Origin of the sequence: Imperialibacter roseus (genome assembly GCF_032999765.1) — a bacterium.
Classification (GTDB): Bacteria; Bacteroidota; Bacteroidia; order Cytophagales; family Cyclobacteriaceae; genus Imperialibacter; species Imperialibacter roseus.
The window spans coordinates 6,196,042-6,221,762 of record NZ_CP136051.1 but is presented as its reverse complement, the minus strand read 5'-3'; the positions used below and the strand labels follow the sequence as shown (position 1 = coordinate 6,221,762).

The 25,721-nt window shown below is 46.9% G+C and carries 19 protein-coding genes; 13 read left to right on the top strand and 6 right to left on the bottom strand.

Going from position 1 to position 25,721, the window contains the following annotated elements:
• Positions 1 to 20: 20 nt before the first annotated feature.
• Together RT717_RS26150 and RT717_RS26145 are read right to left on the bottom strand one after the other, a co-directional pair.
• Positions 21 to 1,118 (bottom strand): type 1 glutamine amidotransferase domain-containing protein, encoded by a 1,098-nt coding sequence (locus tag RT717_RS26150; RefSeq protein WP_317489275.1) that lies wholly within the window; start codon positions 1,116 to 1,118, stop codon positions 21 to 23.
• A gap of 79 nt (positions 1,119 to 1,197) precedes the next feature.
• Positions 1,198 to 2,241: a helix-turn-helix domain-containing protein gene (locus tag RT717_RS26145; RefSeq protein ID WP_317489274.1), complete on the bottom strand. Its 1,044-nt coding sequence runs from the start codon at positions 2,239 to 2,241 to the stop codon at positions 1,198 to 1,200.
• A gap of 541 nt (positions 2,242 to 2,782) precedes the next feature.
• Here RT717_RS26145 and RT717_RS26140 point away from each other — a divergent pair.
• Positions 2,783 to 9,787: a lamin tail domain-containing protein gene (locus RT717_RS26140; protein ID WP_317489273.1), complete on the top strand. Its 7,005-nt coding sequence runs from the start codon at positions 2,783 to 2,785 to the stop codon at positions 9,785 to 9,787.
• A 119-nt stretch (positions 9,788 to 9,906) separates the two neighbouring features.
• On the opposite strand, the gene RT717_RS26135 is transcribed toward RT717_RS26140, so the two are convergent.
• Entirely contained in the window at positions 9,907 to 10,380 is a 474-nt protein-coding gene (locus tag RT717_RS26135) for a hypothetical protein (RefSeq protein WP_317489272.1), read from the bottom strand.
• 127 nt (positions 10,381 to 10,507) lie between these two features.
• Here RT717_RS26135 and RT717_RS26130 point away from each other — a divergent pair, with 127 nt between their 5' ends.
• Positions 10,508 to 11,374, top strand: a complete 867-nt coding sequence (locus RT717_RS26130) for a winged helix-turn-helix domain-containing protein (RefSeq protein ID WP_317489271.1) — start codon at positions 10,508 to 10,510, stop codon at positions 11,372 to 11,374.
• A gap of 14 nt (positions 11,375 to 11,388) precedes the next feature.
• Here RT717_RS26130 and RT717_RS26125 read toward each other — a convergent pair whose 3' ends face one another.
• The gene (locus tag RT717_RS26125) at positions 11,389 to 13,176 is read right to left on the bottom strand and encodes an ABC transporter ATP-binding protein (protein ID WP_317489270.1); all 1,788 of its coding nucleotides are present in this window, start codon (positions 13,174 to 13,176) and stop codon (positions 11,389 to 11,391) included.
• Positions 13,177 to 13,350: 174 nt separating this feature from the next.
• Between RT717_RS26125 and RT717_RS26120 the strand changes: the two genes are divergently transcribed.
• From RT717_RS26120 to coaE, 7 genes are all read left to right on the top strand, one after another.
• Positions 13,351 to 14,451 carry a Glu/Leu/Phe/Val dehydrogenase dimerization domain-containing protein gene (locus tag RT717_RS26120; RefSeq protein WP_317489269.1) on the top strand — a complete coding sequence of 367 codons (1,101 nt, stop codon included), beginning with the start codon at positions 13,351 to 13,353 and terminating at the stop codon, positions 14,449 to 14,451.
• Between the two features lie 47 nt (positions 14,452 to 14,498).
• Complete coding sequence (gene nusB, locus RT717_RS26115; RefSeq protein WP_317489268.1) at positions 14,499 to 15,677, top strand: transcription antitermination factor NusB; 1,179 nt, start codon at positions 14,499 to 14,501, stop codon at positions 15,675 to 15,677.
• A 9-nt stretch (positions 15,678 to 15,686) separates the two neighbouring features.
• Entirely contained in the window at positions 15,687 to 15,983 is a 297-nt protein-coding gene (locus tag RT717_RS26110) for a YtxH domain-containing protein (protein ID WP_151997673.1), read from the top strand.
• A 160-nt stretch (positions 15,984 to 16,143) separates the two neighbouring features.
• On the top strand, positions 16,144 to 16,707 hold the full coding sequence (locus tag RT717_RS26105; RefSeq protein ID WP_317489267.1) for a DUF1573 domain-containing protein: 564 nt from the start codon (positions 16,144 to 16,146) through the stop codon (positions 16,705 to 16,707).
• A 24-nt stretch (positions 16,708 to 16,731) separates the two neighbouring features.
• The gene (gene yajC, locus RT717_RS26100; RefSeq protein ID WP_317489266.1) at positions 16,732 to 17,052 is read left to right on the top strand and encodes a preprotein translocase subunit YajC; all 321 of its coding nucleotides are present in this window, start codon (positions 16,732 to 16,734) and stop codon (positions 17,050 to 17,052) included.
• Positions 17,053 to 17,078: 26 nt separating this feature from the next.
• A complete protein-coding gene (locus RT717_RS26095) occupies positions 17,079 to 18,038 on the top strand; it encodes a YbbR-like domain-containing protein (protein WP_317489265.1) in 960 nt (319 codons plus the stop codon).
• The gene (gene coaE / locus RT717_RS26090; RefSeq protein ID WP_317489264.1) at positions 18,025 to 18,657 is read left to right on the top strand and encodes a dephospho-CoA kinase; all 633 of its coding nucleotides are present in this window, start codon (positions 18,025 to 18,027) and stop codon (positions 18,655 to 18,657) included. The genes RT717_RS26095 and coaE overlap by 14 nt, the downstream gene beginning before the upstream one ends.
• Here coaE and RT717_RS26085 read toward each other — a convergent pair.
• Together RT717_RS26085 and RT717_RS26080 are read right to left on the bottom strand one after the other, a co-directional pair.
• Positions 18,632 to 18,991 (bottom strand): hypothetical protein, encoded by a 360-nt coding sequence (locus RT717_RS26085; RefSeq protein WP_317489263.1) that lies wholly within the window; start codon positions 18,989 to 18,991, stop codon positions 18,632 to 18,634. The two genes, coaE and RT717_RS26085, sit on opposite strands and share 26 nt — an antisense overlap.
• 11 nt (positions 18,992 to 19,002) lie before the next feature.
• Positions 19,003 to 19,965 (bottom strand): T9SS type A sorting domain-containing protein, encoded by a 963-nt coding sequence (locus RT717_RS26080; RefSeq protein WP_317489262.1) that lies wholly within the window; start codon positions 19,963 to 19,965, stop codon positions 19,003 to 19,005.
• A 122-nt stretch (positions 19,966 to 20,087) separates the two neighbouring features.
• On the opposite strand from RT717_RS26080, the gene RT717_RS26075 reads away from it, so the two are divergent.
• The 4 genes from RT717_RS26075 to RT717_RS26060 all read left to right on the top strand — a co-directional run bounded on the left by RT717_RS26075 (position 20,088) and on the right by RT717_RS26060 (position 25,715).
• Positions 20,088 to 21,719 carry a sensor histidine kinase gene (locus tag RT717_RS26075; protein ID WP_317489261.1) on the top strand — a complete coding sequence of 544 codons (1,632 nt, stop codon included), beginning with the start codon at positions 20,088 to 20,090 and terminating at the stop codon, positions 21,717 to 21,719.
• Positions 21,703 to 22,401: a response regulator transcription factor gene (locus RT717_RS26070; RefSeq protein ID WP_317489260.1), complete on the top strand. Its 699-nt coding sequence runs from the start codon at positions 21,703 to 21,705 to the stop codon at positions 22,399 to 22,401. The genes RT717_RS26075 and RT717_RS26070 overlap by 17 nt, the downstream gene beginning before the upstream one ends.
• 153 nt (positions 22,402 to 22,554) lie before the next feature.
• Positions 22,555 to 23,286 carry a 1-(5-phosphoribosyl)-5-[(5-phosphoribosylamino)methylideneamino]imidazole-4-carboxamide isomerase gene (locus RT717_RS26065; RefSeq protein WP_317489259.1) on the top strand — a complete coding sequence of 244 codons (732 nt, stop codon included), beginning with the start codon at positions 22,555 to 22,557 and terminating at the stop codon, positions 23,284 to 23,286.
• A 152-nt stretch (positions 23,287 to 23,438) separates the two neighbouring features.
• Positions 23,439 to 25,715: a TonB-dependent receptor gene (locus RT717_RS26060; protein ID WP_317489258.1), complete on the top strand. Its 2,277-nt coding sequence runs from the start codon at positions 23,439 to 23,441 to the stop codon at positions 25,713 to 25,715.
• Positions 25,716 to 25,721: the final 6 nt, after the last annotated feature.

The window sequence follows — 25,721 nt, the reverse complement described above, 5'->3', positions numbered from 1 at the left end:
GGTGATCTGAATCCTCCATCCTACAAATAGCCGTTACTATAAGATAGCAACCGGATTAAGTTGATGGCCTTAACCATCTCAAACTGCATGGCAGCAACAATGCTGTGCATCGCAAGAAGTTTCCTGTCCACGGACGTCACGTCGGCTGCGCAGCGCTCGTCAATAGCTGCTTTCGCCTTTCTGTAACCGTCAGTCTCATACACTTCCAGTATCGCAATGGTATTTTCTTCGCTGGTAATGGCCCGTCTTTTTGGCGTAAAACCCATTTGTTCGATCATTTGCTCTGCTACTGCCCAGGTAGACCAGGGGTTTTGCCCCGTGATAAGATTTCCGTTTCTACTCACCCTATTGAGGTATATAAAGCCCTCGTTGAAAACGGCGCCTTTCTCGGTCAGCTTATCCTGGAGCAAAAAAGGAAATATCTCTGCCGCATCAGGAATGAGCAACAATTCTTCCCGGTTGGTAAATCCACTAACAGTTTGGTTGGCCAAAAGCGGGGTTCCGTTGGTCAGTGTTACATTAACCAGTGCGGCTGGCCCATGGCAAACAGCACCCACTACTTTTCCGGATTCGTAAAATCCCTGTACAATAGACTGAATGTAAATATCTTCCGGGAAGTCAAACATGGCGCCTTTTCCACCCACGAAGTAAATGGCCTCGTAAGCGTCGGCATCCACATTCTTCATAGCGATGGTTTCTGCCATTTTGGCCTGAGCCAATGGGTCGTTCAAAAAGGCATAATCGAGCGCTGTCATATCATCGCCATCAATCACCACGGGGGGAGTGCCGCCCAAAGGACTAGCCACGTCCACCTCAAAACCATTTGCCTGAAACACGTAATAGGCCCTCGCCAATTCTGTGAGTTCGTATCCTGTGGCTTTGTCGCTGTTGCCCATCACGGCGGTGCTGGTCACCACCGCCAGTATTTTCCCACGGTGTGGTATTACATCCTGGGTGAGATAAGTTAGCTCAGAGGGAGATGTAGCTTTGATAGCTGCAGCCGACTCGGGCAAGTCAGGGAATAGACTCATGAACCAAACTCCAAAAAGCACAATAGAAACAATTACCCCGCCAACAACAATGAGTGACCATTTGATCAGTTTTCCTTTTCCAGACATAACGACTTGTTTTTGAAACAAATGTGCAGCTGTCCGGGGTCAAAGGCTTCTCAAATGATCATTTCGAAAGAGTAAAAGATCATTTTGATACCTCAGAGCGGAAGGTCACAGGTGTTTTTCCGGTTAGCTTCTTGAAGGCAGTATTGAAGCTGGAGATACTATTGAAGCCTACTTCATAAGCCACTGCGGCAATGGTCTGGTTTTTAAAGTGCTCCAATTTGAGCAGGTGTCTGGCTTCCTCAATGCGGTAGGTATTCACAAAGTGGTTAAAGTTCTTTCCACTCTCGAGGTTGATTACCTGCGACACAATTTGTGGACTCAGGTTCAGCGAGGTGCTGAGTGACTTCAAGGTAAGGCCTGGATTTTGGTATTCCTTTTCATGAACAATATGCTTTAGCACCTTCTTAAAAATTTGCTCTCGCTGCTCCTCAGTCACCGGAGTGGTCTTGTATTTTGTTTGATCAATCTGCTCGATATATCCTTTGCGGAAAACAATAAAGCTGATAACATAAGCCACAATGGAATAGAGGATAGGGCCAATGATGTAGGGGATAAACTCATCCAGCAGGTTCAAAACATACACCACCCAAATGGCCAGCAGCCCGTAAAAGAGGAGTCGCAGCAAATCAAAAACATCGGTATTCAATCCGGCTTTCCTTTGTTGAAGAATATACCGGTAGGTAACTAATAAATAGACCAGGAAATGGAGGTAGTAGGCCAGGAAGATCGAAATAAACAGCAGCATCGGCAACGTTTCCGCATGGTGCTCCTCGAATTGCCACCCGCCAATGAACCCCACAACGGCAGGAAGAAAGTGAACACCATGCTTGGCTTTCAATCGAAACGATTTTTGCGTGCTTGATAATGCAAAGAGATAGTACAGTGGCCCAATAGCCATAATGGCACTTAGACCAACAAATATGATTTTGATATCAGTGCTGGTAGTGAACTCAAGAAAAACTGATTTGCCCACCCTGAAAGACAAAACAATTAAAAGTCCGCTGAGAAGTTTGTTGGATAAGGGGTTTCCTTTTGGGTACAGCCATAAAATAACGGCCATAAACAATCCGTGAGTCACGCCGAGACCGCTAATGATGACTAAAAGAATGTCGCTTGCACTCATGGCGCAAATTAGTGAAAAGATAGTATTTAGGTTGGCTGGCGAACCGGACGGCGCAAGAGATTGTCAAGTTTACAACTAGTAGCGAGAGCCCAGACGAGTTGAAAACGACGGGCTGCAGCAGAGTGGCGCTGGGGGCCAGAGGTTCTTCGACCGATTCGGAAACTGACAATGTGCCAAATTAAAGAGGTTACTCTGTCCTGGAGCACAGAGTAACCTCTTTAATGGGTTTCGAGGGAGGGCCGCATAACCGGATTTTATATGCCGTACCTACGGCACTTGCAGGAGTTTGGCATAGGGTTCAGGGGTTTACCGCTGTTCCGTCCCTACGGGACTCATTCACTGCGCTTCTCCTTCTCTCTGCGGCAAACCATCCTCACGCCAACTTAAAAACACCGAATCTATGGCCCCAATGAGGCAATAGTTTGAGAATTAGACCTGCTACCCACGATAATAACAGTGAAAAAATCAATTATAGCAGCTAATTATTAGTTGAAATAATCAGATTGACTATATTGAGATACCAACCTACCTTTTTTCAATTATGACTTTCAGAGCTATCTGTTGCTCCATTATTCTCACTTCTTGTCTTTCATTTCACTCTCTTTGTCAGGTAATTGATGATTTTTCGGATGGGGATTTGAGTATAAACCCTGTATGGCAAGGGAGCACGGGCTATTTTATTTTCAACGTTGCGGAGAATAAACTCCAAAGCCAAGGGCCCTCTGCAACAGAGTCATACTACATCAGCACGATCAATGAGTTTATGAATTGGACGACCTGGGATTTCAGTGTTAAGCTCAATTTCGACCCCACCAACAGCAACAACATCAGGGTATACATAGCCAGCGATCAACAAGATCTCCTAGGCAGCTTGAACGGCTATTTTATAAGAATTGGCGAAAACGGCTCAGCAGACGGTATCGACTTGTATAGACAGGAAGGAACCACCGTCACCAAGCTCCAAGACGGGCCTGATGGGCAGGTTGCTACAAGCCCCGATGTGAGAATAAGAGTACAGAGAGACGATATTGGCAACTGGGAAATTACGGCAGACCTAAGCGGTGGAGCGAGCTTTACAGATGATGTATTAACTTACTTTGACGACACCTTCACCTCAACTTCCTATTTCGGTGTTGTTGTTAACCAGACTACAACAAACAAAAATAACTACTATTTCGGCTCTCTTAGCGTCACAGCTGACCTAACCGTAGAAAGTATAGAAGCCATTTCTAAAAACACCGTCAAGTTGCTTTTCAACCAAGCAGTGACTGAGGCTACAGTTAGCGAAACATCTAACTTCACAATCGACAATGCCATTACCGTAAATTCAGCGACCCGCTCAGCGGGCAACAGTTCTCGGGTCGATCTAACGGTTAGTGACCTATCAACTGATGACTACTTCCTGACAGTGTCAAACCTGATAAAAGAACAAACTGGAACGCTTCAGGGAGTAATTGATCCCATTGCCTTCTCCTACACCCAACTCACCCTTTCCGACATCATCACTCCCTCCTCCACCGAACTAAAGCTCATTTTTAACGACAACCTGGATGAAACAGCAGCAGAAACGGTATCGAACTACACTATCAACGGTGGCATCGGCACGCCCGTCAGTGCTGTGCTCAACCCTTCCAACGCAAAAGAAGTTTTGCTCACGCTCGGCGCTGAATTGGGAGAACAAGCCTATGAACTGGCCTTACCCAATGGCCTGTCCAACGCTTCCGGTAATAGCCAGATCGAATCGAGTGCTGCCTATGATTTCGATTTTGTTGTTCCACTCATCGCAGAAGCGGTGGAAGTGATGTCCAAAAACCAATTAACCATCAGCTTCAACAAAGCCGTAGCAGTTGGGTCAGCCCAAACACTGGAAAACTATTTTGTCAACAAGGGCATCGGCATACCCTCCTTAGCGGCTATTGGCGCTGAACCAAATGAAGTGGTGCTCACCCTGGGCACTAGTCTGCTCAACGACAGCTATGAAGTTTCCATTAGCAATCTGACAGATGAGTCATCAACCCCGCTTTCGCCAGAGCCTACGGTTCTCGCCTTTTCTTACCTGCTTTTGACCATCACAGACATCAGCGTCACCGGCGAAAAGACATTACAGCTTACGTTCAATCAAGCAGTCGATCCAAGCTCCGCAGCACTCGTTTCCAACTACTCGCTGAACGACGCTTTTGGCAATCCGCAAACAGCCAGCGTTTCCGAGGCAGATGACAAAATTGTTGAGCTTACTTTTTCTGAAGACTTCTTCAATTTTACCTACGAGCTTACCATTAATGGCGTAGTCAACGCAGATGGCAATGCCTCAGCTGAAAATCTTGTCGAAGCCGTGATGGTGTCGAAACCAACTCCTTTGGGTACACTCATCATCACCGAAATCTTCGCCGACCCTAACCCTAAAGGTATCATCCCAGAATCGCCAGTGCTGCCCACTGCCTCAGGCGCCGAGTTTGTAGAAATCTATAACCCGGGCACTCACTCCATCAACCTGAATGGCTTCAACTTAACAGGTGGATCTATTGGGAATCATTCAATTGGTGGCGGTGCCTACCTCGCCATGATGCCAACTACTTATTTTGCTGATTACGCTGGCCTTGCCAATGCAATCACTGTAACCAGCTGGAACAGCCTCACCAACTCCGGCGAGGTCATCACACTGAAAGACCAGCTCGGGAACATCATTGACGAGGTGACTTTTAGCAGCAGCTGGAACGACGACAGCGAAAAGGACGGCGGATGGTCGCTGGAAAAAATCAATCCCGAGCCAGCCTGTGAAAGCAGCGCCAACTGGCGCACGTCCATCGATGAAAAAGGAGCCACGCCCGGCACTCAAAATTCCGTTTTTGACGATTCGCCTGACACAACTGCACCAACCGTTGCGGAAGTAGAAATTGTAGACGAAGAAACCATCGCCATCCATTTCAATGAGAAAATGGGCACTGACCTCGCTGGTATTACAGCAAGTCTTAATGGAGAAGATGCCGCTGGTTTCTCCTTTCCCGACGACCAAACTCTGTCTATTACACTGACCATGCCTTTGGTTTCGGAAGCTCAATATGCGCTTGAGTTAGCTGGACTAAGCGACTGTGCAGGCAACCCTATGGCCAACGGGTCTATTGACTTTTACTATGACACCAAGCCCCCGGTTCCAGTGCAAGCGGTGCTTCGCTCATTTAGCAGCTTGTTGCTCCGGTTCGACGAGCCTTTGAAAGAAACTGACGCAGAGAAAGAGGAAAACTACAAAATCGTCGACCTGGATATTGCTCCCACGAAAGCCAGTCTTCTGGCTGAGTCCTCTCAGTCAGTCCTTTTGGAATTTGAAGAACCATTTGCGGTGGGTGCCTCCTACGAAATAGAGATAAGCAACCTGAAAGACACGCTGGAGAATGTGATGGCAAATCCAATCACCCTGGTATTTTCCGTGGAGCAACACATAGATTCGGTGTGGGCGGAAGGAGCCAATTTTTTGTCGGTTAGTTTCAATATGGTTCCTGACAACGGATCAATGGCATCGGCAGACAATTACCTTTTAGATTCGAAAGCTAAGCCGCTGAAAGTAATTGCGGTAGCCCAGAACATTGCCCGGTTAATTTTTGAAAGCAATTTCTCTGAGAACAAAGACCTGACTCTTTCGGTCTCCAACCTGACCAACTCAGATGCGGACGAGCTCATTACCCCAGACTACACTTTCCGCTATGACACCAAGTCACCGGTAATCGATTCTATCGTTGCAATGGATGCATTTCATTTGGTGGTGTACTTCAATGAAGAGCTGCAAGCTAGTTATGCGGAAGCCACCGGCAACTACGAATGGCAGCAACATCACCATCCTGATTCGGCAATTCTACAGCCAGACAGAAAGTCTATCCTGCTTTCATTTGATGAGCCTTTTCCTCAGGAAACCGAGCAGCAGCTTTCGGTGGTTAACCTGAAAGACCTTTATGGAAACCAAATAACCAAAGCTGTTACCAAACCCTTCGTTTACGACACCCTTCCTCCCAGAGTAAATGGGGTGATCGTTACCTCACCGAAGACGCTCGAAATCTCATTTTCAGAAGCAGTCACGGCCGATGCTTCAGCGGCTGACCACTACCTCTTGGGCAATAAGCAGCCTATCGTAGCCAAAAGAATACTGCCGGATTCCAACATCGTGGCCCTCACCTTTGCTGAGTCGCTGCCCGATGTTAACAACATCCCTCTTCTCATTGACGGTATCTCAGATTTTCATGGCAATGTAACCGAGAAAATAAGTGCCCAGGTCAACAATGAGGACCTGCAACCTGGAAAAGTCACGGCTGTTTCAGAGAACAAAGTGTTGATCAGTTTCAACAAAGCACTAAGCGACGGATTCGATGTCTCTAAGGTTGAGGGCAAAGATATTGAGGCTACGCAAATGGGGCCGGAGCCGCATTTAATTGAGTTGGAAACCTCTTCAAAATTTGAAGAAGACTCGCTCTACAATTATACATTTAATGGACTTACTTCCACAGGCGGCATTGCCCTTGGCGCATCAAAATCCATCAGTTTCACCTACTATTCTCGGGTCAAGCAAGTTACTTCCAACCATCCTGTGGTGGCTGAGCTTCTGCTTTCGGTGCAGGTAAATAAGGACAGCCTGTCTATGACCACCAATATGATGGTTGAGCCGGGAGCAATCATCCCCTCTCTTGTTTTGGAAGATACAGACGAGCCCAACAAAGTAAATATCTACTTTGACAAAAATCTTCCCTTCAACGAAACCCTGGTGCTCTCTTTTTCCGAGCTGTACGATGTATGGGGTAGAAAAATACCTGACCAATCCATCCCATTTGTCATCGATGCACATCCACCAACAGTTGAGAACGTCTTCTCCCGATTGTTCTCAGAAGTCATCGTGGAGTTCTCGGAAAAGGTTTCCAGTTCAACAGCACTCAGCCCCAATCATTACACCGTTTTAGGGCTGGCGCAACCGGATCACGTAGTGTTCACAGGCGCTGATCAACTTTCGGTTTCGCTATCTTTCAAAAATGAGTTTGTCGATAAGACCACCTATCAATTGGTAGTGAAAAACGTAGAAGACATCTCTGGCAACCTAATGCAAGCCGATACCCTTTCATTTACCTATGCCAGGCCAAACATTCCAAAGACTGGAGAAGTCCTGATCACGGAGATCATGGCAGACCCAAGCCCAACGGTTGGTCTGCCTGAGGTAGAATATGTCGAGCTATATAACAACTCCGATGTCGATTTTGAGCTCTCTGCATTTAAGTTCGTCAATAGCGACAAGGCTTTTGAGCTTGGGGAAGGCCGCCTCACGTCTGGTGGCTATTTAATCCTGTGTTCTCCCAACGACGCTCCTTCCCTTGCTGATTTCGGAGTAGTAGTGGGCTTGACAGGCTGGTCGGCGTTGTCCAACACGAAGGATTCCCTGAGCCTGATAAATTACTATGACGAAGTCATCGACCAGGCAGTTTATACCACCTCCTGGTACAAGGACTCCCAAAAAGACGAGGGTGGCTGGTCGCTTGAACGGATTTTGGGTGAATCAGCGTGCGGGGAGGACTACCGCTGGGCGGCTTCAAAAAATGAGCTTGGCGGCACTCCGGGCTCGGCTAATTCTCTGACTTTTTCGGAGGTCGACTCGGTGGCTCCGACGTTGGTGAGTATAGCCGTTGTGGCACCCAATCAGCTAAGTCTGGTGTTTTCAGAATGGGTGAGCGAAATCGGGCTTACCGGTCTGCAAGTGACTGTCAGCAGTGGGCCTGAAGCGGCCTCGTTTGAATTAGGCGAGGATCAGACGAGCGTGCTGGCGACACTGAAACAGACGTTCACTCCAGGATCTGAGTACATGGTCACCGTCAGCGGAGTTGTGGACTGTAGTGGCAACAAAATGAAAGTAGCTGAGATGAAGGTTGGTGTTGGCAGATCCCCCACTTTTGGAGAGCTCATCATCTCTGAAGTAATGCCAGATCCCGACCCAACACAAGGTTTGCCGGAAGCGGAGTACATTGAGATCTTTAACCCCACCAGCGAATGGATCAGCTATAACGGAGTGAGTTTGATCGTAGGAGAGAAGCAAGCTACTTTTCCTAATGGGGCTATTCCTCCCGGGTCTTTTCTCATTCTCGGCAGCTCGGGAAACCAGCCCCGATTAAAGGAATTTGGGTCCACACTTGCCATCACTTCCATGCCCTCTCTGAATAATGACGGCGACGACATTTCCCTCTATATTGAAGGTAACCTGCTTCACCGCATGCAATATGACGATGACCTTTTTACCGACAACGCAAAAAGGGATGGTGGCTGGGCCCTGGAAATTATCGATGTCAATTTGCCGTGCGCAGGTGAAGAAAACTGGACTGCTTCTACCAACGAAAATGGGGGAACGCCTGGTCAAATCAACTCGGTGAACAATACCCTGGGCGACGGCACACCTGCCAGCTTGATGGAAGTTATCCCAACCTCCGATTCTACACTGCTGGCACGGCTCAGCGAGCAGGTCATCATCGATGCAGATAAATTGCAGATCAGCATGACGCCTTCGCTCGGAGAGCTCACTATCCAGTCGAACTTGCTTACCAACAATTTTACCATTCAGTTTCAGGAAAGCATCAGCCCCGGAACTTTCTACACGGTCTCTCTTTCGGGTCTGGTTGACTGCCGGGGAAACATCAGCCCGGCAGAACAATTGTCAGCCAGCTTCATCCTTCCTTCGCCCTCCGATAGCCTGGACGTAGTGATCAACGAAGTCTTATTCAACCCGAGAAGCGGTGGTGTCGATTTTGTGGAGCTTTACAACCGCTCCGACAAATACCTTGATATCAACGGTTGGGAAGTAGGCAACATCTTAACAGCCACAGGAGAACCCAATGATTTCAATACCATTACCAATTCAAATCACCTGCTCGCACCAGGCCACTTTCTGGCGTTGACCGAATCGCCCACAACCTTAAAGGGCGATTACCCCTCGGCGAAAGAGGAGGCATTTTTTGAAGCAGACTTGCCCACTTACCCCAACACGGAAGGCGGAGTGATCATTAGAAATGCGGATGGCCGGGTACTCGACTGGTTCAATTACGATGAAGACCTCCACTCGCCTTTTCTTGAGGATGTCAAAGGAGTAGCTCTGGAAAGAGTTTCCGTGGAGCACGAAACAAATGACCCGGAGAACTGGGAGTCAGGCGTATCGACGACGGGCTTTGCGACACCAGGTTACAACAACGCCAACCAAAGAGCCGGGCAACCCGCTACCGGTAAAGTATCCGCCGAACCGCAGGCCTTTATCCCTGGCGATGCTCTTAATGGTTTCACCGAAATCACCTTCGACAGTTCCCTGACCAATGCCCGTATTGACGTCTATATCTACGACATGGCGGGCAGAAAAATCAAAACGCTTACGCAGGGTCAGATCGTGGCAGATGGCAGCTTCTTTCGATGGGATGGCTCCACCGACAAGGGTGAAATGGCAAGAGTGGGTGTCTACATTATACAGATTGAGTACTTCAATGCCGCTGGTCAGAAGGACGTAGTACGTACCACCGTGGCGGTGGGAGCCAGGTTTTAAACGGCTCACCTTCCGGCATGAAGGCGCCACCGGGAACTGTGCAGGGTGTTTGTACGTCTGTGGTTCTTGGGCGTGTCTTCGTCTTTGGGTGTGTCTTCACACCCAAAAGCAAGCATCTCTCAATCAATCAGCTTCAATACTCTTTTGGCCTTATAGTCCTCGTCCCTCACAGGCTCTACAATGATTACGTCTCCAGGCTTTGCCCCCGAAAGCACCTTAGAAATGGACACCTCATAAACAGGATTTTGGAAGAATGCATTGTGCATGACAATGTCCCCTCTTCTCAGATAAGCCCTGAATGGAATATGTTCCTGCTCGGGGCTTCCGGGCTTTCCCCTCACAAGTGATATTAGCCCCCAGCTTTTTGTGTCCAGCAGTGCCACATCAAACGGCACACCATTGAGCAGCAAGCAGTCCACATGGATATTGGTGTGCCTGCCCACCTCATTGCGAACAAACTCGTTGTCCTGTATGATCTTATCCCGCCTTTCTTTTAGCCGTTCTTTCGATAGCAACAATAGTGGATTGACCGCCTGGGCCTGCACGGCTCCGATCTGCAGCGTCAAAAGAATGCACAGAAGTAATTTCAACATCTCGTTGGCTGTTAGTTTGCCCAAAACTAGGTACCAGCCCGTCCGGCAATAGTAAATCAATTGTAAAAAGAATGTAAACAGCTGTAAAAGCTGAACATAGCTTCGTGCAAAGCCGTACCTTTAAGACATGAAGACCATTTTGGCAGGGACGTGTTTGGCAATTGGCCTCCTGGCTGCAGTTCTCCTTCTCACAGGCAGCGACTCGCCACCTATGGCTGGCGAAAAGGCGGAAATAGCCATGCGCAATGTTGGCTATAGAGTGCTATTGGCGGCAGGAGATTCGTCATCAAGGGTACTTCCCGTGACAAAAGTTGATAATAACATCTACTTGATCCGGTTCGAAAACCCTTTGACATTCACCACCGACACACTGGTAAAGGTCATCCACGAGGCACTTGCTCCCGGCATTAATACCAAAATTTTACCCAGTGCCTATGTGGTGAACGTGATGGAATGCACGGGCAATTTGGTTGTGTACAGCTACCAAATGGCTGGTACGGAGGAAAACACCCTGGTACCTTGTAAAGGCAGAGACCAGCCGGTGGGTTGCTATGCGATCAAAATTACCTTCGAACGATCCACTCTCCTTGCTGTTGGAAAATGGAAGCTGGGTGGCTTGGCCCTTACCTGCCTGGCGCTGGCTGGGTTTATTTTTTTAAGAAAGGCTCCCACTTCAAACAATGAACAAAAGCAGCCGTCCACACTTTCGATTGGGCAGTTTGCCTTTGACCTGCAAAACGGCATGCTGAAGCACAAAGACGAGGTCATCGACCTTACGGCAAAAGAGGCAAAGATTCTGACACTATTCGCCAAACAGCCCAATATGGTGCTGGAGAGGGATAAACTCATGAAAGAGGTTTGGGAAGATGAAGGCGTTATTGTAGGCCGCAGCCTGGATATGTTTGTGTCGAAACTCCGTAAAAAGCTGCAAGCCGATCCTAACGTTAAAATCACTAACGTGCACGGGAAAGGGTATAAGCTGGAGATCGGGTAATTAAAACTTCGCCGCTACCCCTCACTCTCTTCTGTCTGCAACTGCTTCTCGTAAAGCTCTTTGTAAATGCCGCCCTGAGCCAGCAGCGATTCGTGGACACCGTACTCTTTGATCTCGCCATCGTCCAGCACAATGATCTTATTGGCCAGCTTGGCTGAAGACACACGGTGTGAGATAATGATCGTCGTGCGATTTTGCATGATGCGCTTCATCGCCTGTAGAATGGAATTCTCTGTTTTTGTGTCAACCGCCGAAAGCGAATCGTCAAGAATAAGGATTTGCGGGTTACGAACAATGGCCCGGGCAATAGACAGCCTTTGCTTCTGTCCACCTGACAGCGTAATGCCCCTTTCACCTATCTTCGTTTCAAACCCAGCCGGAAATCCCTTTATGTTTTCGAGAAGGTCAGCATCTTCTGCTGCTTTTACTATTTGATCCCTGTTGTGGTCATTACCGCCAAAGGCAATGTTGTTAGCCAATGTGTCCGAAAAGAGGAACACATCTTGTGGCACGTAGCCTATCTGCCCACGCAAATGCTGAACATTGTAGGCCCTTATATCGTGACCATCCACTTTTATTTGCCCCTGATTCACATCGTACATGCGGCAAATAAGGTTGGCAATGGTCGACTTGCCCGAACCAGTGGTGCCAATCACAGCCAATGAATCCCCCGGATCCACTGTAAATGAAACATGGCTCAACGCTTTGATGCCTGAATCGGGGTACACAAACGACACATCTTCGAACTTAATCGCTCCCTTAATTTCTTGCTTCACATTGAGTGTCGAAACAATCTCTGTCTTTGTATCCAGAAACTCGTTGATCCGCTTTTGAGACGCCGCTGCCCGCTGGATAATACTGGTAATCCAGCCCAGCGAAGTTACCGGCCAGGTAAGCATATTCACGTAAATGATAAACTCAGCGATGATACCCGTGGTGATCGCTCCCGCCATCACTTCTATCGATCCAATATATACGGTAAGGATGGTACTCAGCCCTATAAGGAACATGATAAGAGGAAAGAACAGCGCATTCACGAAAGTGAGCTGTAGCGACTTATCCTTGTACTCATTGCTCTCTTTGTTGAATTTATCATCAAAGTCGTGCTCCCTCACAAACGACTTAATCACTCTAATACCGGAGAAAGCCTCCTGCACAAAAGTTGAAAGATTGGAAAGACTCCTTTGAATCTCCTCCGAACGCTTGTTGATGATGTTGTTAACAAAGTAGATGCTGACCGACAACACCGGTAAGGGCAGAAGAGAATAAAGTGTCAGCTTCGGGTTGATGCTGAACATGAATGGAATCACCATAAAAAACAGGGTGAACAGCGTGATTCCATACATGATGGCGGGGCCAATATACATGCGCACTTTGCTCACATCCTCAGAAATTCTGGCCATCAGGTCGCCAGTATTGTTACGGCGGTAGAAGCTAAGCGGCAACGTCTGATAATGCGCATAAATCTCATTCTTCATGTCATATTCTATCAGGCGTGACATCACAATAATTGTCTGCCTCATGAAAAACAAAAACACACCCCGAAGCAGCGCCATCAGCAGAATGAAAAAACCATAAATGAAGATGCTGGATGTAAACAAGTCATAAGTTTCCGACTGTAGCTCAAGACCCTGAAATGCACTATGCAGGCTGATTCCCCGCTGCACAATATCAAATGCCTGTCTTACCAGGTAGGCCGGAATAATGGCAAACACATTGGAAATAATAATGAATAAAGTACCCAGAATCAGGTGGTACTTATATTTAAGGAGATACTTATTTATTGCTGCTAGATCTTTCACTGAATCTTAAAACGAGACTTTGGGTAAATGGTTCATTGGCCTGGCGAATACCTTGGTTCGCAACCTAAAAAAAACGTAGCTTTGTGGCTACAAACGCAATTCCGACATTTCTTGTCAAAAGTAGGGAAAGCTTTGAACCCAAATAACAACATGTGACCTTATTTTATCTTCGTGATGATCGAAACTTCAGAATTGAAAACCACCGGCATGGGTATTTTCAACCAGCTGGCGGAGTTGGAGCATGAGCAGGTGGTATTTTGCCACGACAAGGCAACTGGTTTAAAGGCCATAGTTGCTATTCACAACACAGTTTTGGGGCCTGCTGTAGGCGGCACCCGTATGTGGAATTACGCTTCAGAGGAGGATGCCCTTAACGACGCCCTGCGTTTGTCGAGAGGAATGACATTTAAGTCAGCTATTGCAGGGCTTAATATTGGTGGCGGAAAAGCAGTGATCATTGGCGACGCCAAAAAAATAAAAAACGAGGTGCTGATGCGCCGCTTTGGCAAATTCGTGCACGGACTGGGTGGGCGTTACTGGACGGCTGAAGATGTCAACATGTCTACCCGTGACATGGAATATATCAGAATGGAAACTCCCTACGTAACCGGCGTGCCGGAGTCGATGGGTGGTGGAGGTGATCCCTCTCCGGTTACCGCCTTTGGTGTATTCATGGGCATGAAGGCAACTGCCAAAAAAGTATATGGCAGCGACTCGTTGAAGGGAAAAAAGGTCGCAGTGCAGGGAGCAGGCCATGTGGCTACTTACCTCATGGAACATCTCTCTAAAGAAGGGGCAAAAATATTTGTATGCGACTTTCATGAAGAGAAGCTCAAGCATGCAGCCGACAGTTTCGGAGCCACAGTGGTGCCTGTCGACGACATTTACGACCTGGACGTTGACATCTATTCACCCTGTGCCTTAGGCGCTACGATAAATGACGACACAATCGGTCGGTTGAAATGTGCCATGATTGCGGGCGGTGCCAATAATCAACTGGCGGAAGAGCTAAAGCATGGCAGAAAACTGATTGAAAAAGGAATCTTGTACGCACCTGACTTTCTTATCAATGGCGGCGGCATTACTAATGTGTATTACGAGCAAATAGGCAACTATAACAGGGAAGTGGTGTATCAGCAGACTGAAAGAATATACGAAACAACACTTCGGGTATTTGATCTGGCTGAGAAAAAAGGCATTACGCCTCAGGAATCAGCCATGGAAATAGCCATTAACAGGATCAATGATATTGGTAAGATCAAGTTATCTTACTAGCTTAATAGAAATTAAAATAAAACTTTTCGTTCTTTTTTTATTGGGAAATGCTAAACAGAAGAACCCTTCGGATCAAAGCCGTGCAATCATATTTTGCTCTTGAGCAAAGTATCATCTCCGACTTTGAAATCGCCAATCAGCAAATCGCTGATTACTTTCAGCCTGATTTGAATAGTATGGAGCCTCAGGACGCCAAACTTCTAAAGAAGAAAGGAAAGATAGCGCAAACTTGCTTCGCCGAGCAGCATAAGAATGACACCATTCAATATCCTGCTGAGGCGGATGATGAGATGAAGAAATCTGTGGCAGATGCTGTCACTTACTTCAGAAATCAGGTCAAAAAAGACAAAGAGGCTTTTCAGAACCGCATGCTGAAAGACGTTGATAGCATCCACGACTCTTACTATATGGCACTGATGTTACCAGCGGAGTTTGCACTGCATGTATCGAAGGAAAAAAGAAAGCAATTGGGCAATCTGTCGTCGGAAAAAATTGTTGTGGCCAATGACTACAACCTGGCTGACAACAAGGTTGTTCAGGCCCTTCTTGACTTCGAACCGTTGCAGCAGCAGCTTGGCCAACGGTCGCTCAGCTGGTCAGCTTACAGAGACGACACAAGCACCTGGTACAAGGACATTCTGAAAGCGGACGAGGCTTACAAAGCCTATCAACTACTTTCAAATCCAACGCTGGAGCAGGACAAAGAAATCGTTTTGCACATTATCAAAAAACTGTTTTTCAAGCACCCAACCATTCAAACCTTCATGGAAGAGAAGGATTTGTATTGGGAAGAAAATAGCGCCATTGTGAAAAGCCTGGCGGTGAAAACAATCAAGGCGTATCAAGGGCAGGGAGAGCCCTTCCAACTGCTGGAGCTTTCTGCCAACCTGGAAGACGACCTTGACTATTTCCGTGACCTGTTTAAAATAACATTTGCCAATAATGAAGAGTATGAGGCCATTGTTGCTGAGAAATCAAAGAACTGGGAAATCGATAGAATTGCGCTTATCGATAAGGTGATTTTGAAAATGGCCATCGCAGAAATGGTTCATTTTCCTTCAATACCGGTAAAAGTGACGATAAATGAGTTTATTGAGATATCAAAAAACTATAGCACGCCCAAGAGCAAGCAGTTCGTCAATGGATTATTAGATGTATTGGCCAACGATTTGGCAGCGAAAGGCGTTATAAAGAAAAGTGGAAGAGGATTAATTGATAACAAATAGAAATATACTATGAGCAGGACTACTGGTACCTTAATAGCATTTTTGGCTGGAGCCGCCACCGGAGCGGTGCTGGGTATTTTATATGCTCCCGATAAGGGAACAAACACGAGGGACAAGCTATCTTTCCAGCTCGACAAGTACAAAGGTAGACTTCAGGAGTTGATTGATGAGCTGATGGAGAGCAAAGGCCTGGTGGAGAGCGAAGCGAAATCCGAAGGAGAAAGGATCATCAACGACGCCAAGGAAAAGGCAGAAAGACTGCTTGATGATGTGGATGAGCTCATCGGTCAGATCAGAAAAAAATAGTACGACCCGGGAAAAGATTGGTTATATTCTCCTCTGCAAAGGGCTTTTCGCCTTTCGTGTAATAGGGAATCTTTAACCTGCCCATTCCGTTTTATTCATTGTTTATACTAAATTTGAAGTTCCTAACAGAATTTTACTAACCCTTCAAAATACCATAGTCATGAAGAAGTCAGTAGTTAACGTATTAGTTTTTGGAGCATTAGTGGCAGTAGGATTTAGCTGCTCAAATGCCGAAATGGAAGGCCGTCTGGCCAGATTGGAAGGTCGTGTGGCAGAATTGGAAGCCGGCAAAGCCAGAAGCGGACCAGCCTCCTCGGCAGCCACAGCCAGCCCTACAATTCAGCAAACTGCGCTTGAAGAAGAAGTGCCATCAGGGCCGGCACCAGTTTTCACCTGGGCCGAAGAGAATTATGATTTTGGCACAATCACAGAAGGTGAGATTGCCGAGCACGTATTCAAATTCACTAACACTGGCGAAGCACCTTTGATTATTTCAAACGCTTCAGCTTCTTGTGGCTGTACTGTGCCAGTTTGGCCTAAAGAGCCTATTCCAGTAGGCGGAACAGGCGAAATACAGGTGAAATTCAACAGTAGCAACAAGCCAGGTGTGCAGAACAAAACTGTCAGCATCACTGCCAATACCAACCCCAAGTTATCACGTTTGAACATCAAAGCGGTGGTTTCTCCTAAGGCTGGTGCAGCAGATGGCCCGGTTAAAAAATAATTATACCTAAACAATCACATAAGAATGCATTTGATTTTAGCACAGGCAAGTTCAGGTGGGGGCTACATGCAGTTTGTTATGCTGGGTGGCATGATCCTGATATTTTGGCTTTTTTTCATCAGGCCTCAACAAAAAAAGCAGAAAGAGCAACGCAAGTTTATCGATGAAATAAAGAAAGGTGACACTGTTGTAACCACCGGGGGAATCCACGGAAAGATTGCTGCAGTGGAAGACGACACGGTTGTTCTTGAGGTTGACAAGGGGCTGAAAATTAAATTCGAAAAGGCTGCTATTTCGCTGGATGCCAGCAAAAAATATGCGACGCCGACAGCAGCAGCCTCATAAGGAAACCTCAAATATTGCCTGCTAGAATGGCAAACAAAAAAATCTTTACATTTAAGATTGGAGAAAATTGGAAGGTAGTAGTATTGGCAGTTTTAGCCGCTACTACCTTTTGGTTTTTTAACTCCCTCAACAAAAACTACGAGGCCAGGCTCAGCTACCCTATTGCTTTTGATTTTCCACGTGACAGCGTCGTAATTGTTAAGCCGCTTCCGGATGAAGTACGTATTGACGTGGCCAGCGGGGGCTGGAACCTCTTGCGCAAAACCTTTTGGTTCAACGTTGACCCGTTGATTATTCAACTCGACAACCCCACCGAAATAAAGTTTCTCACCAGAAACTCCCTCTACGACATCATAAAAGACCAGCTGACAGACATTGACCTGAACAGGGTGGTGACAGACACACTTTTTATTTCTGTCGAGCCCAAAATTCAGAAAATGGTAATGGCCGTGGTGGATAGCCTGACCATTCCCCTTGCAACAAACTACCGACTCACAAGCGCAATTACTTACGAACCAGACAGTGTGCTGATAGAAGGCCCATCAAGCCTTATGAACCGTTTTCCGTCTACCTGGCTACTTGAGTTTGACCGCAGCGACATCGCTGGTGATTTTGAGCGGTCGCTGGCCGTGCCCCTGACTGACAATCGACTGATGAGTTCGACGCCCAAGTCAGTGACTGTTAAGTTCAGAGCCGAAGAATTCATAAGAGACTCCCTGCTAGTAGAAATTCAGCCGGTTAACTTCCCAAACAGGTACCGGGGCAAAGTGCCTTTTCTGGCTGACACCACCACGTACGTCTTTTACACCATCAAGGGCGATCTGGCCAGCCAGGTCAGTGATTCAGCATTTTCCATTGCTGCCGATTTCAAAATGTACAACAGCGAAGACTCTACCATCACCCCTGTTGTCTTGTTCAGGCCTTCGGAGGTGCTCGAGCTTCAGCTGCTCCCTGAAAAACTTAAGGTCGGCCATGCCAACCAGTAAACCCACGCTTGTTGGCGTCACCGGAGGCATTGGCTCCGGCAAGTCCACCGTGTGCAAAATATTTGCGGTGCTTGGCGTGCCGGTCTATAACTCCGACAACAGAGCCAAGTCGCTAATGGTAGAAGACAAAGCGCTTGTTGAGGAAATAAAGGCGGCTTTCGGAGAAGAGGCGTATTCGGACGGTCAAAACCTCAACAGAAGCTTTCTGGCAAAGGAAGTTTTCTCAAATCCTTCCAAATTACAAAAGCTCAATAGCCTGGTACATCCTGCTGTCGGGCGTGATTTTGCTTCCTGGGTAGCCGTTCAAAGTAATCAGCCCTACGTCATCAAAGAAGCGGCATTGTTGTTTGAAACCGGGTCAAACAACTCGCTGGACAGTGTCCTGCTTGTCACAGCACCGGAAGAACTCAGAGTTCGTCGGGTGCTGGCCCGTGATCCCCAGCGCAACGAAAAGCAGGTGAGGGACATCATCGGGAATCAGCTCAAAGACGAGGAGAAAAAAAAGCTGGCCGACTATGTACTCAACAATAACGAGCAGGAACTTTTGGTGCCTGAAGTAGTGGCACTACACGAAGCGCTACTGACCGCTGCCGCTAAAAAAGCTGCAAAGGAAGCTTGATCTGGTCTGCGTAGAACTTTATTCTGGTACTTTTATCGTCAAAGGGTTCGATCTTGTCAATTCTGTCATACTTGTGGTTGTAGAAGACCTCAAAAAGCTGTGAACCCAGTTGATAGAGATTTACTTTATGTCCGTAGTACCTGATCGCAAACAGGAATTCTCCCTCAACATACAACTTGTTGATTTTTTGATTGAGTGACAATTGATCGAAGCTTTTCAAACCAGTTATTCGATTTACAGATGCCTGAATATCACAAAAAATCGGGTAAAGTGAAATGGACTTCGCCAAATAAAAAACACCGAAGCAATGCCCCGGTGCCTTTCTCTGAAACATACGTGCAATTATTAATTGATCATTATTTTTCTAACAAGCCTGCTTTTTCCCTGCAACACCTGAAGCAGATAAATGCCCGCTGGCTGGTCAGTGAGGTTAAACTCCTTCGAGTACCTGCCATCAAATGTTTTAATTTCCTCTTCATAAATCGTTTTCCCGCTTAGGTCAACAATAGACACCTGTAGCGGATCAGTTGATTTGAGTGACATATTTAGCGTGAACCTGCCATTATTCGGGTTGGGGTAATAGGCCAGGTCCAGCGGTTCAAGCTTTTCCATTTTTTTGGCCGGAAGCTGATCAAGCGAAGCTTCGTTGTCCTCTATTTTTGAGATGGTTATTTTCTTTCGCAGCACTATTGTCGACCCATGCTTATCGCCGTCTTCACTATCCCATTCGAAGAAGTAACCATTGCTACCACCCATTTCGAACCGCTGCCCGAAAACTTCCCTCAGCGAGTCGATATCAAATGGGGTTAACTTCGTACTGAAGAGGCTATCCATCCCTCCAAACATCCAAACAGCATCATCAGAGTCTTCTGGTGCCCTAAAAACATATGATTGCGCTCCATCCGTCCCATTGAACTGAAATGTTCCCGAGCCATTGAAAAAGAAAGACTTTAGTGAGTCGGAGTCCGAGAGAATGTGTATTCGCTCTTTTACACCCGGAGACTGAGACTGATCCAGAATGATGGTATGTAAGCCTTCTTCTTTATCATTGTCGTAAAAGTGCACATCCAGCTTATTCTCATCCAGAAAAGCCTTGAGTTCGTCGTCGGCCAGCATCTCCTCTCTGGTCTTATATTCCTTCTTGAAAGTCTTGGTGCTTCCGTCTTCATCAGTCCGCAACTCCACATGGATACTTTTGTCTTTTGCCTGTTCAATAGTGGTTTGCTTTTGGGCCAGAGCTCCACCAGCCAACAATACGAAGACCGGGAGCAAAAGCCTTATTCTTTTTGTTACTGTCATAGTTTTCATAGTTCGTAGTGTTTAACCAAATGTACTCCGATGAGTAAAGCGGGGATGTTAAAGCATGGTTAATTGTTGTTAAAAAAGGTTAAAAGCGAACCAGTTAGGTATCTTGAGCGTAAATTTGGAGCATGAGTAAGAACACCCTTCGTTGGATCATAGCGCTAATGAGCGTAGCCCTTATTGGGCTGGTAGCCTTCCAGCTTTACTGGATTGATGCTGTGATAGAGGTGAATCAGGAGCGCTTCAGAAAGGACGTGCAAACCGCCCTGACCAACGCCGTGGACAAGCTGGAAAGACAAGAGGCCATGCTGGTGGCTTTCGACAATTTCAATTCCAATATCAAGTTCAGAAGTGTCACACCCATGGCCCCGGGCAATGTCAGGTATATTGAGAGCACCTATAAAAAATGGGAGGTGAAGAGTGGAGAAGAACCGGTTGAAGCTTCTCAAAAGGTAAAAAAGCTCCCTTATAGTGTGCAGTACCAATTCGAATCAAATGAAGGAGATAATATCTATGTCGTTCAGGACACGTCTGTTCTTGTAGTGCCATCATCACCCGGCGACGGATTCAGTGGCTTCACATTTACTTCAGAAATCGGCGACTCTACGCATTTTGCCGTTGGGCAGTACAAGAAAACCATACAAAAAGCAGCTCAAAAAACTGAAATGATCCAGGTGGCGCTGCACGAGCTGCTTTTTGAGAAACCCACCATCTCCAATAGGATCGACCCACATCAGCTTGATTCTCTGCTGATTTCGGAGCTTGAAAATAAAGGTATTAACACCGAGTACGACTACAGCATTGTTGATGAGGAGTCAGGCAAGATTGTTTTGGCCTCTACCAACTATCAACCAAAAACAAGGCGGCACACGGAATTCAGGGCCAGCCTCTTCCCCAACGACTTGCTGGGTGAGGGCAGTACCCTTCTGATAAGCTTCCCCAATCAAAAATCGTTTTTACTTCAGAAGATTTGGACCAGCATGGCCTCCTCAGCGGTGCTTCTGGTCACCATCATTTTTTGCTTTGGCTATGCCGTGCAAACCATCATCAAGCAAAAGAAAATATCGGAGATAAAAAACGACTTCATTAACAACATGACCCACGAGTTCAAAACGCCTATCTCAACGGTCGCCCTGGCTTGCGAAGCCCTGCAGGATGAGCAGGTGGCCGTTCAGCCAACCTTTCAAAAACGTTACCTGAAAATTATTTCTGAAGAGAACAAACGCCTCGGCCTTCAGGTAGAAAAAGTGCTCCAAATGGCCGCACTCGACCGAAAAGATTTCAAACTTAAACTGGAGAGCGTGGACATCAATGACCTTATCGAAAATGCCATTGACAATGTGGCTCTTCAGGTGCAAAAAAGAAACGGAACAATCACCACCGAGATGAAAGCCAATCCGGCCAAAATACTCGTGGACCAAATGCACTTAACTAATATCATACATAACCTGCTCGACAACGCCAATAAGTATTCGCCCGAAGACCCCGAAATTCTGGTTAAAACTTCTAATAGCAAAAATGGGGTTGCCATCACGGTGGAAGACCATGGGCTGGGGATGAGCAAAGAGTCTGCTCAGAAGATATTTGACCGGTTCTACCGGGTGCCTACAGGCAACCTGCACGACGTTAAAGGTTTTGGGCTTGGCCTTGCTTACGTGAAAACTATGGTAGAAGCGCATGGAGGCACAATCGAAGTAAAAAGTGAGCTAAAAAAAGGAAGTACATTCGAAATACATCTACCCTATGGAAGTGAAGCCTAAATTATTAATCGTTGAAGATGATCCGAATTTGGGCCAGATCCTAAGAGAATATCTGGAGGTAAAGGGCTACGAACCTACCCTCTGCACCGATGGGGAGGCGGGGTTTACCACCTTTGCCCGCAATAGCTTCGATATGTGCATTCTCGATGTGATGATGCCTAAGAAGGACGGGTTTACCCTTGCCAGAGAAATACGAGAGAAAAGCAAAACCATTCCCATTATCTTTTTAACGGCCAAATCGATGAAAGATGATACCATCGAAGGCCTGAAGATTGGTGCAGACGATTATTTAACAAAGCCGTTTTCAATGGAAGAGCTACTTCTTCGAATGAAGGCGATCTTTAGAAGGACTCATGTGCATGGTAATGGTGAGGAAACGAACCTTCAGTTCGAAATTGGCAGCTTATATTTTGACGCCCACCTTAATTTGCTGAAAAGCCCCAGCCAAGAAATCAAGCTTACTTCAAAGGAAAATGCCCTTCTTCTTCTCTTCTGCCAAAACCTCAACAAAACGGTTGACAGGGCAGAGGCGCTCATGAAAATATGGCACGACGACAGCTATTTTAACGCCAGAAGTATGGATGTATACATTGCGAAGCTTCGCAAATACCTGAAAGAAGACGAACGCCTCAAAATTCTTACCGTGCATGGCCAGGGCTTCAAGCTTGTGGAGCTCAAATAGATTTTGTATTTTCTGTTCAGTTTGTATTGCGGCCCCGCTAAACAAACATTTCTGGTAGCTTTAATCCCTGACCGAATTCTGGAAAATATAATTAAAGGCGAGGGTCTCTACCACTAAAGTTTACTATTTTCACGGGCTCAACAATTTATATATATGATACAACTTGTACCATCCATAACAGTGATGAAGGGAAAGTCAGTGCGCCTTACTAAAGGAGACTTTTCCAGTGAGACCATTTATGATGAGCCTCCTTTGGATGTTGCAATGCAGTTTGAACAACATGGCATCGAAAGGGTGTACCTGGTTGATCTTGAGGGGTCAAAAAAAGGCAGCCCCGTCAACTACCATGTACTGGAAGCCATGGCCGGCCACACCAATCTTAAAATTAACTACGCTGGTGGCGTTCACACTGATGGTGATATTTTAAAGCTAATTGAATTCGGTGCAGACAGCATTACTTCCGCCACTATGGCCGTTTACAAGCCAGAGCTTTTCACCTCATGGCTGATGTCCTATGGCAGAAATAAGATTGCGCTTGGGGCCGACTCGCTCAATGGGCAGATTCGGGTAGGCGGCTGGCTGAAAGATACCAGCATAGACCTGTTTGAGCATATTGACTTCTTTTATCAAAACGGCCTCAAATACCTTAAAACTACCGACATTTCAAGAGATGGGGTACTTGAAGGCCCGTCTTTCGACCTGTTTGAGCAACTGGTAGCCCGCTTCCCCAACCTCCACATATTTGCCAGCGGCGGCGTTCGCAATGTTGATGACATCAAGCGCCTGGCCGACATCGGTGTTTATGGTGTCATATTCGGGAAAGCCTACTATGAAGGCAAAATCACACTAAAAGACATTGAAAGCCTGGTGGTAAAGAGTGTCTGAAAAACTACCAGGCTTTACCATTCAAAGAATAGCGAATTTGTTTTTTGCAACATTGTTGCATTTAGTATTCCCTCGCCCTACTTTTGTTCTTTACAGAGTTTGATTCGACTGGCTTGAGCAAGAAAATCGTAGCGTTTACATGTGTGTTGTTTATGGCAAAGGCGAGCGTCGTTTTCGCTCAAGGCCAGCCCTGTAACCTAACTTTGCAGGGAACGGTCATCGACATGACAACCAAAGAGGCGCTACCCATAGCTGCTATTTGGTTAGTAGGCCCCGAAAAAGGAACTACCACTGACGAAAAGGGAAGGTTCAATATACAAGGGCTATGCGCAGGTATCTTCACCGCTGACATTCATTACCTTGGCTATAAAGAAAAACACCTGACCATCACTCTTCCGCTACAGAACGAACTTTTCGTTTTGATGGAGGAAGATGACATGTTGATAGACGAGGTAACCGTGCAGGGTGAAGCTATTTCGCCTGACAAAACACAGTCAGAAGTAACGCTATCCGAAACCCAGTTGGCCAGAGCCAGCGGAAAATCATTGGGAGAAAGCTTGCAGGAGCTCCCTGGAGTCTCAAGTCTCAAAACAGGCCCAACCATTTCCAAGCCAATCATTAACGGGCTCCACAGCAACAGAATCCTCATCCTCAACAATGGCCTTCGGCAGGAAGGTCAACAATGGGGAACTGAGCACGCTCCTGAAATAGACCCAATGATGGCCACACAAATTTCGGTGGTAAAGGGCGCCGCCGCCGTTCGTTACGGGCCGGAAGCTATTGGCGGCATTGTGGTGGTGGAACCACCGGCTTTGCCCTATGAGCATAAGCACCTCCACGGTAACCTCAGGCTGATGGCTGCCGACAATGGGAGAATGGGGTCGGCGTCGACAACCTTTCAGGGGGGGCTGGGCAAAGCTGAATCGGTGGCATGGAGGCTACAGGCGACGGGGCGTCGTGCCGGCGACTTCAAAGCACCCGACTACATGCTCACCAATACTGGTTTAAAAGAGGCGGATTTTTCAGGAGCCATTGGATACAAAAAGAACGACTGGTTGGCGGAGGCCTATTACAGCAAGTTTACCACTGAGCTTGGTATTTTACGAAGCGCTCACATTGGCAACCTAACCGATCTTCAGGCGGCCTTTGAAAGCGATAGACCGCTCATTGTAGAAGACTTTTCCTACAAAATCGACAACCCAAGGCAGGAGATAAGTCACGATTTGGCAAAGGCAACTCTTGGAAAGAAAGGTCGTCTGGGTGATATCAAACTTGTGTACGGCTACCAAAGAAATATTCGTAAGGAGTTTGACATCAGGCGTGGAGGAAGGGGAGAAACGCCCGCTTTGCACATGGACCTGCTTACCCACTCAACCGACCTTATTTGGGAACAACGTACGTGGCAAAAGCTTAGAGGGCAAATCGGTGGAAGCTTTATATACCAGGAAAACAGGAATGTGCCTGGCACTGGCATCAAGCCGTTGATCCCCAACTACAACAGTGCCACGTCAGGGATGTTTGTCATCGAAAGGTGGATGGACGATCGCTGGGAGATAGAGGCCGGGCTAAGGTTTGACAATAGAGCTTTTCAGGTATTTACTTTTGACGAGAACAACGAAGTAATAAGACCTAAATACAATTTCAACAACTTCTCAGGATCAGTAGGCTTAGTGCTAAAGCCAGCAGATGGATGGAAGGTTACCTCCAACCTTGGCACAGCCTGGCGGCCACCGAATGTGAGTGAACTCTACAGCCAGGGACTTCACCATGGAGCAGCCACCATAGAGGAAGGCAATACAGAACTTGGCACTGAGCAGGCGTTAAAGTGGGTCAACCAGCTACTGATTCGCAAAGGCATTTGGTCAGCCGAGGTGGCGATGTATGCACAAAAGATTGACAATTACATCTATCTACAGCCACAGCCGGAACCACGGCTGACTATCCGGGGAGCTTTTCCCGTATACTCTTACGTGCAAACGGACGCCTTTATGGCAGGGACAGACATTTCTGTGTTGGCTCTAGTGAGCAAGCAATGGCAATACAACCTCAAGGGTTCCATTATCCGTGCTAAAGACGTTTTGAAAGATGATTATCTCATCTTTATGCCCGGAGACCGTATCCAAAACAGTGTCACCTGGAGCTATCCATTCCAGTCTAAGAAGACATTTTTTGTTTCAGCCTCGCATAGCCTTGTGCGCAGACAAAACCGCTATCCAGTCGGGGTCGATTATGTAGATCCGCCAAAAGGATATCAGCTGCTTGGCCTCAACGTGGGCTACGGATCCCAGCTTTTTGGCAATGACTACGAAATTTACCTTGAGGGCACCAACCTCCTCGATACTTCGTACAGAGAATACCTAAACCGGTTCAGGTACTATGCCGACGAACTGGGAAGAACAGTCACTATCAGGTTTAACTATAAATTTTAATTTAAC

Coding starts and splice junctions, on each gene's coding strand:
- RT717_RS26150 (WP_317489275.1), bottom strand. CDS start 1,118: ATGTCTGGAAAAGGAAAACTGATCAAATGGTCACTCATTGTTGTTGGC.
- RT717_RS26145 (WP_317489274.1), bottom strand. CDS start 2,241: ATGAGTGCAAGCGACATTCTTTTAGTCATCATTAGCGGTCTCGGCGTG.
- RT717_RS26140 (WP_317489273.1), top strand. CDS start 2,783: ATGACTTTCAGAGCTATCTGTTGCTCCATTATTCTCACTTCTTGTCTT.
- RT717_RS26135 (WP_317489272.1), bottom strand. CDS start 10,380: ATGTTGAAATTACTTCTGTGCATTCTTTTGACGCTGCAGATCGGAGCC.
- RT717_RS26130 (WP_317489271.1), top strand. CDS start 10,508: ATGAAGACCATTTTGGCAGGGACGTGTTTGGCAATTGGCCTCCTGGCT.
- RT717_RS26120 (WP_317489269.1), top strand. CDS start 13,351: ATGATCGAAACTTCAGAATTGAAAACCACCGGCATGGGTATTTTCAAC.
- nusB (WP_317489268.1), top strand. CDS start 14,499: ATGCTAAACAGAAGAACCCTTCGGATCAAAGCCGTGCAATCATATTTT.
- RT717_RS26110 (WP_151997673.1), top strand. CDS start 15,687: ATGAGCAGGACTACTGGTACCTTAATAGCATTTTTGGCTGGAGCCGCC.
- RT717_RS26105 (WP_317489267.1), top strand. CDS start 16,144: ATGAAGAAGTCAGTAGTTAACGTATTAGTTTTTGGAGCATTAGTGGCA.
- yajC (WP_317489266.1), top strand. CDS start 16,732: ATGCATTTGATTTTAGCACAGGCAAGTTCAGGTGGGGGCTACATGCAG.
- RT717_RS26095 (WP_317489265.1), top strand. CDS start 17,079: ATGGCAAACAAAAAAATCTTTACATTTAAGATTGGAGAAAATTGGAAG.
- coaE (WP_317489264.1), top strand. CDS start 18,025: ATGCCAACCAGTAAACCCACGCTTGTTGGCGTCACCGGAGGCATTGGC.
- RT717_RS26085 (WP_317489263.1), bottom strand. CDS start 18,991: ATGTTTCAGAGAAAGGCACCGGGGCATTGCTTCGGTGTTTTTTATTTG.
- RT717_RS26080 (WP_317489262.1), bottom strand. CDS start 19,965: ATGAAAACTATGACAGTAACAAAAAGAATAAGGCTTTTGCTCCCGGTC.
- RT717_RS26075 (WP_317489261.1), top strand. CDS start 20,088: ATGAGTAAGAACACCCTTCGTTGGATCATAGCGCTAATGAGCGTAGCC.
- RT717_RS26070 (WP_317489260.1), top strand. CDS start 21,703: ATGGAAGTGAAGCCTAAATTATTAATCGTTGAAGATGATCCGAATTTG.
- RT717_RS26065 (WP_317489259.1), top strand. CDS start 22,555: ATGATACAACTTGTACCATCCATAACAGTGATGAAGGGAAAGTCAGTG.
- RT717_RS26060 (WP_317489258.1), top strand. CDS start 23,439: ATGGCAAAGGCGAGCGTCGTTTTCGCTCAAGGCCAGCCCTGTAACCTA.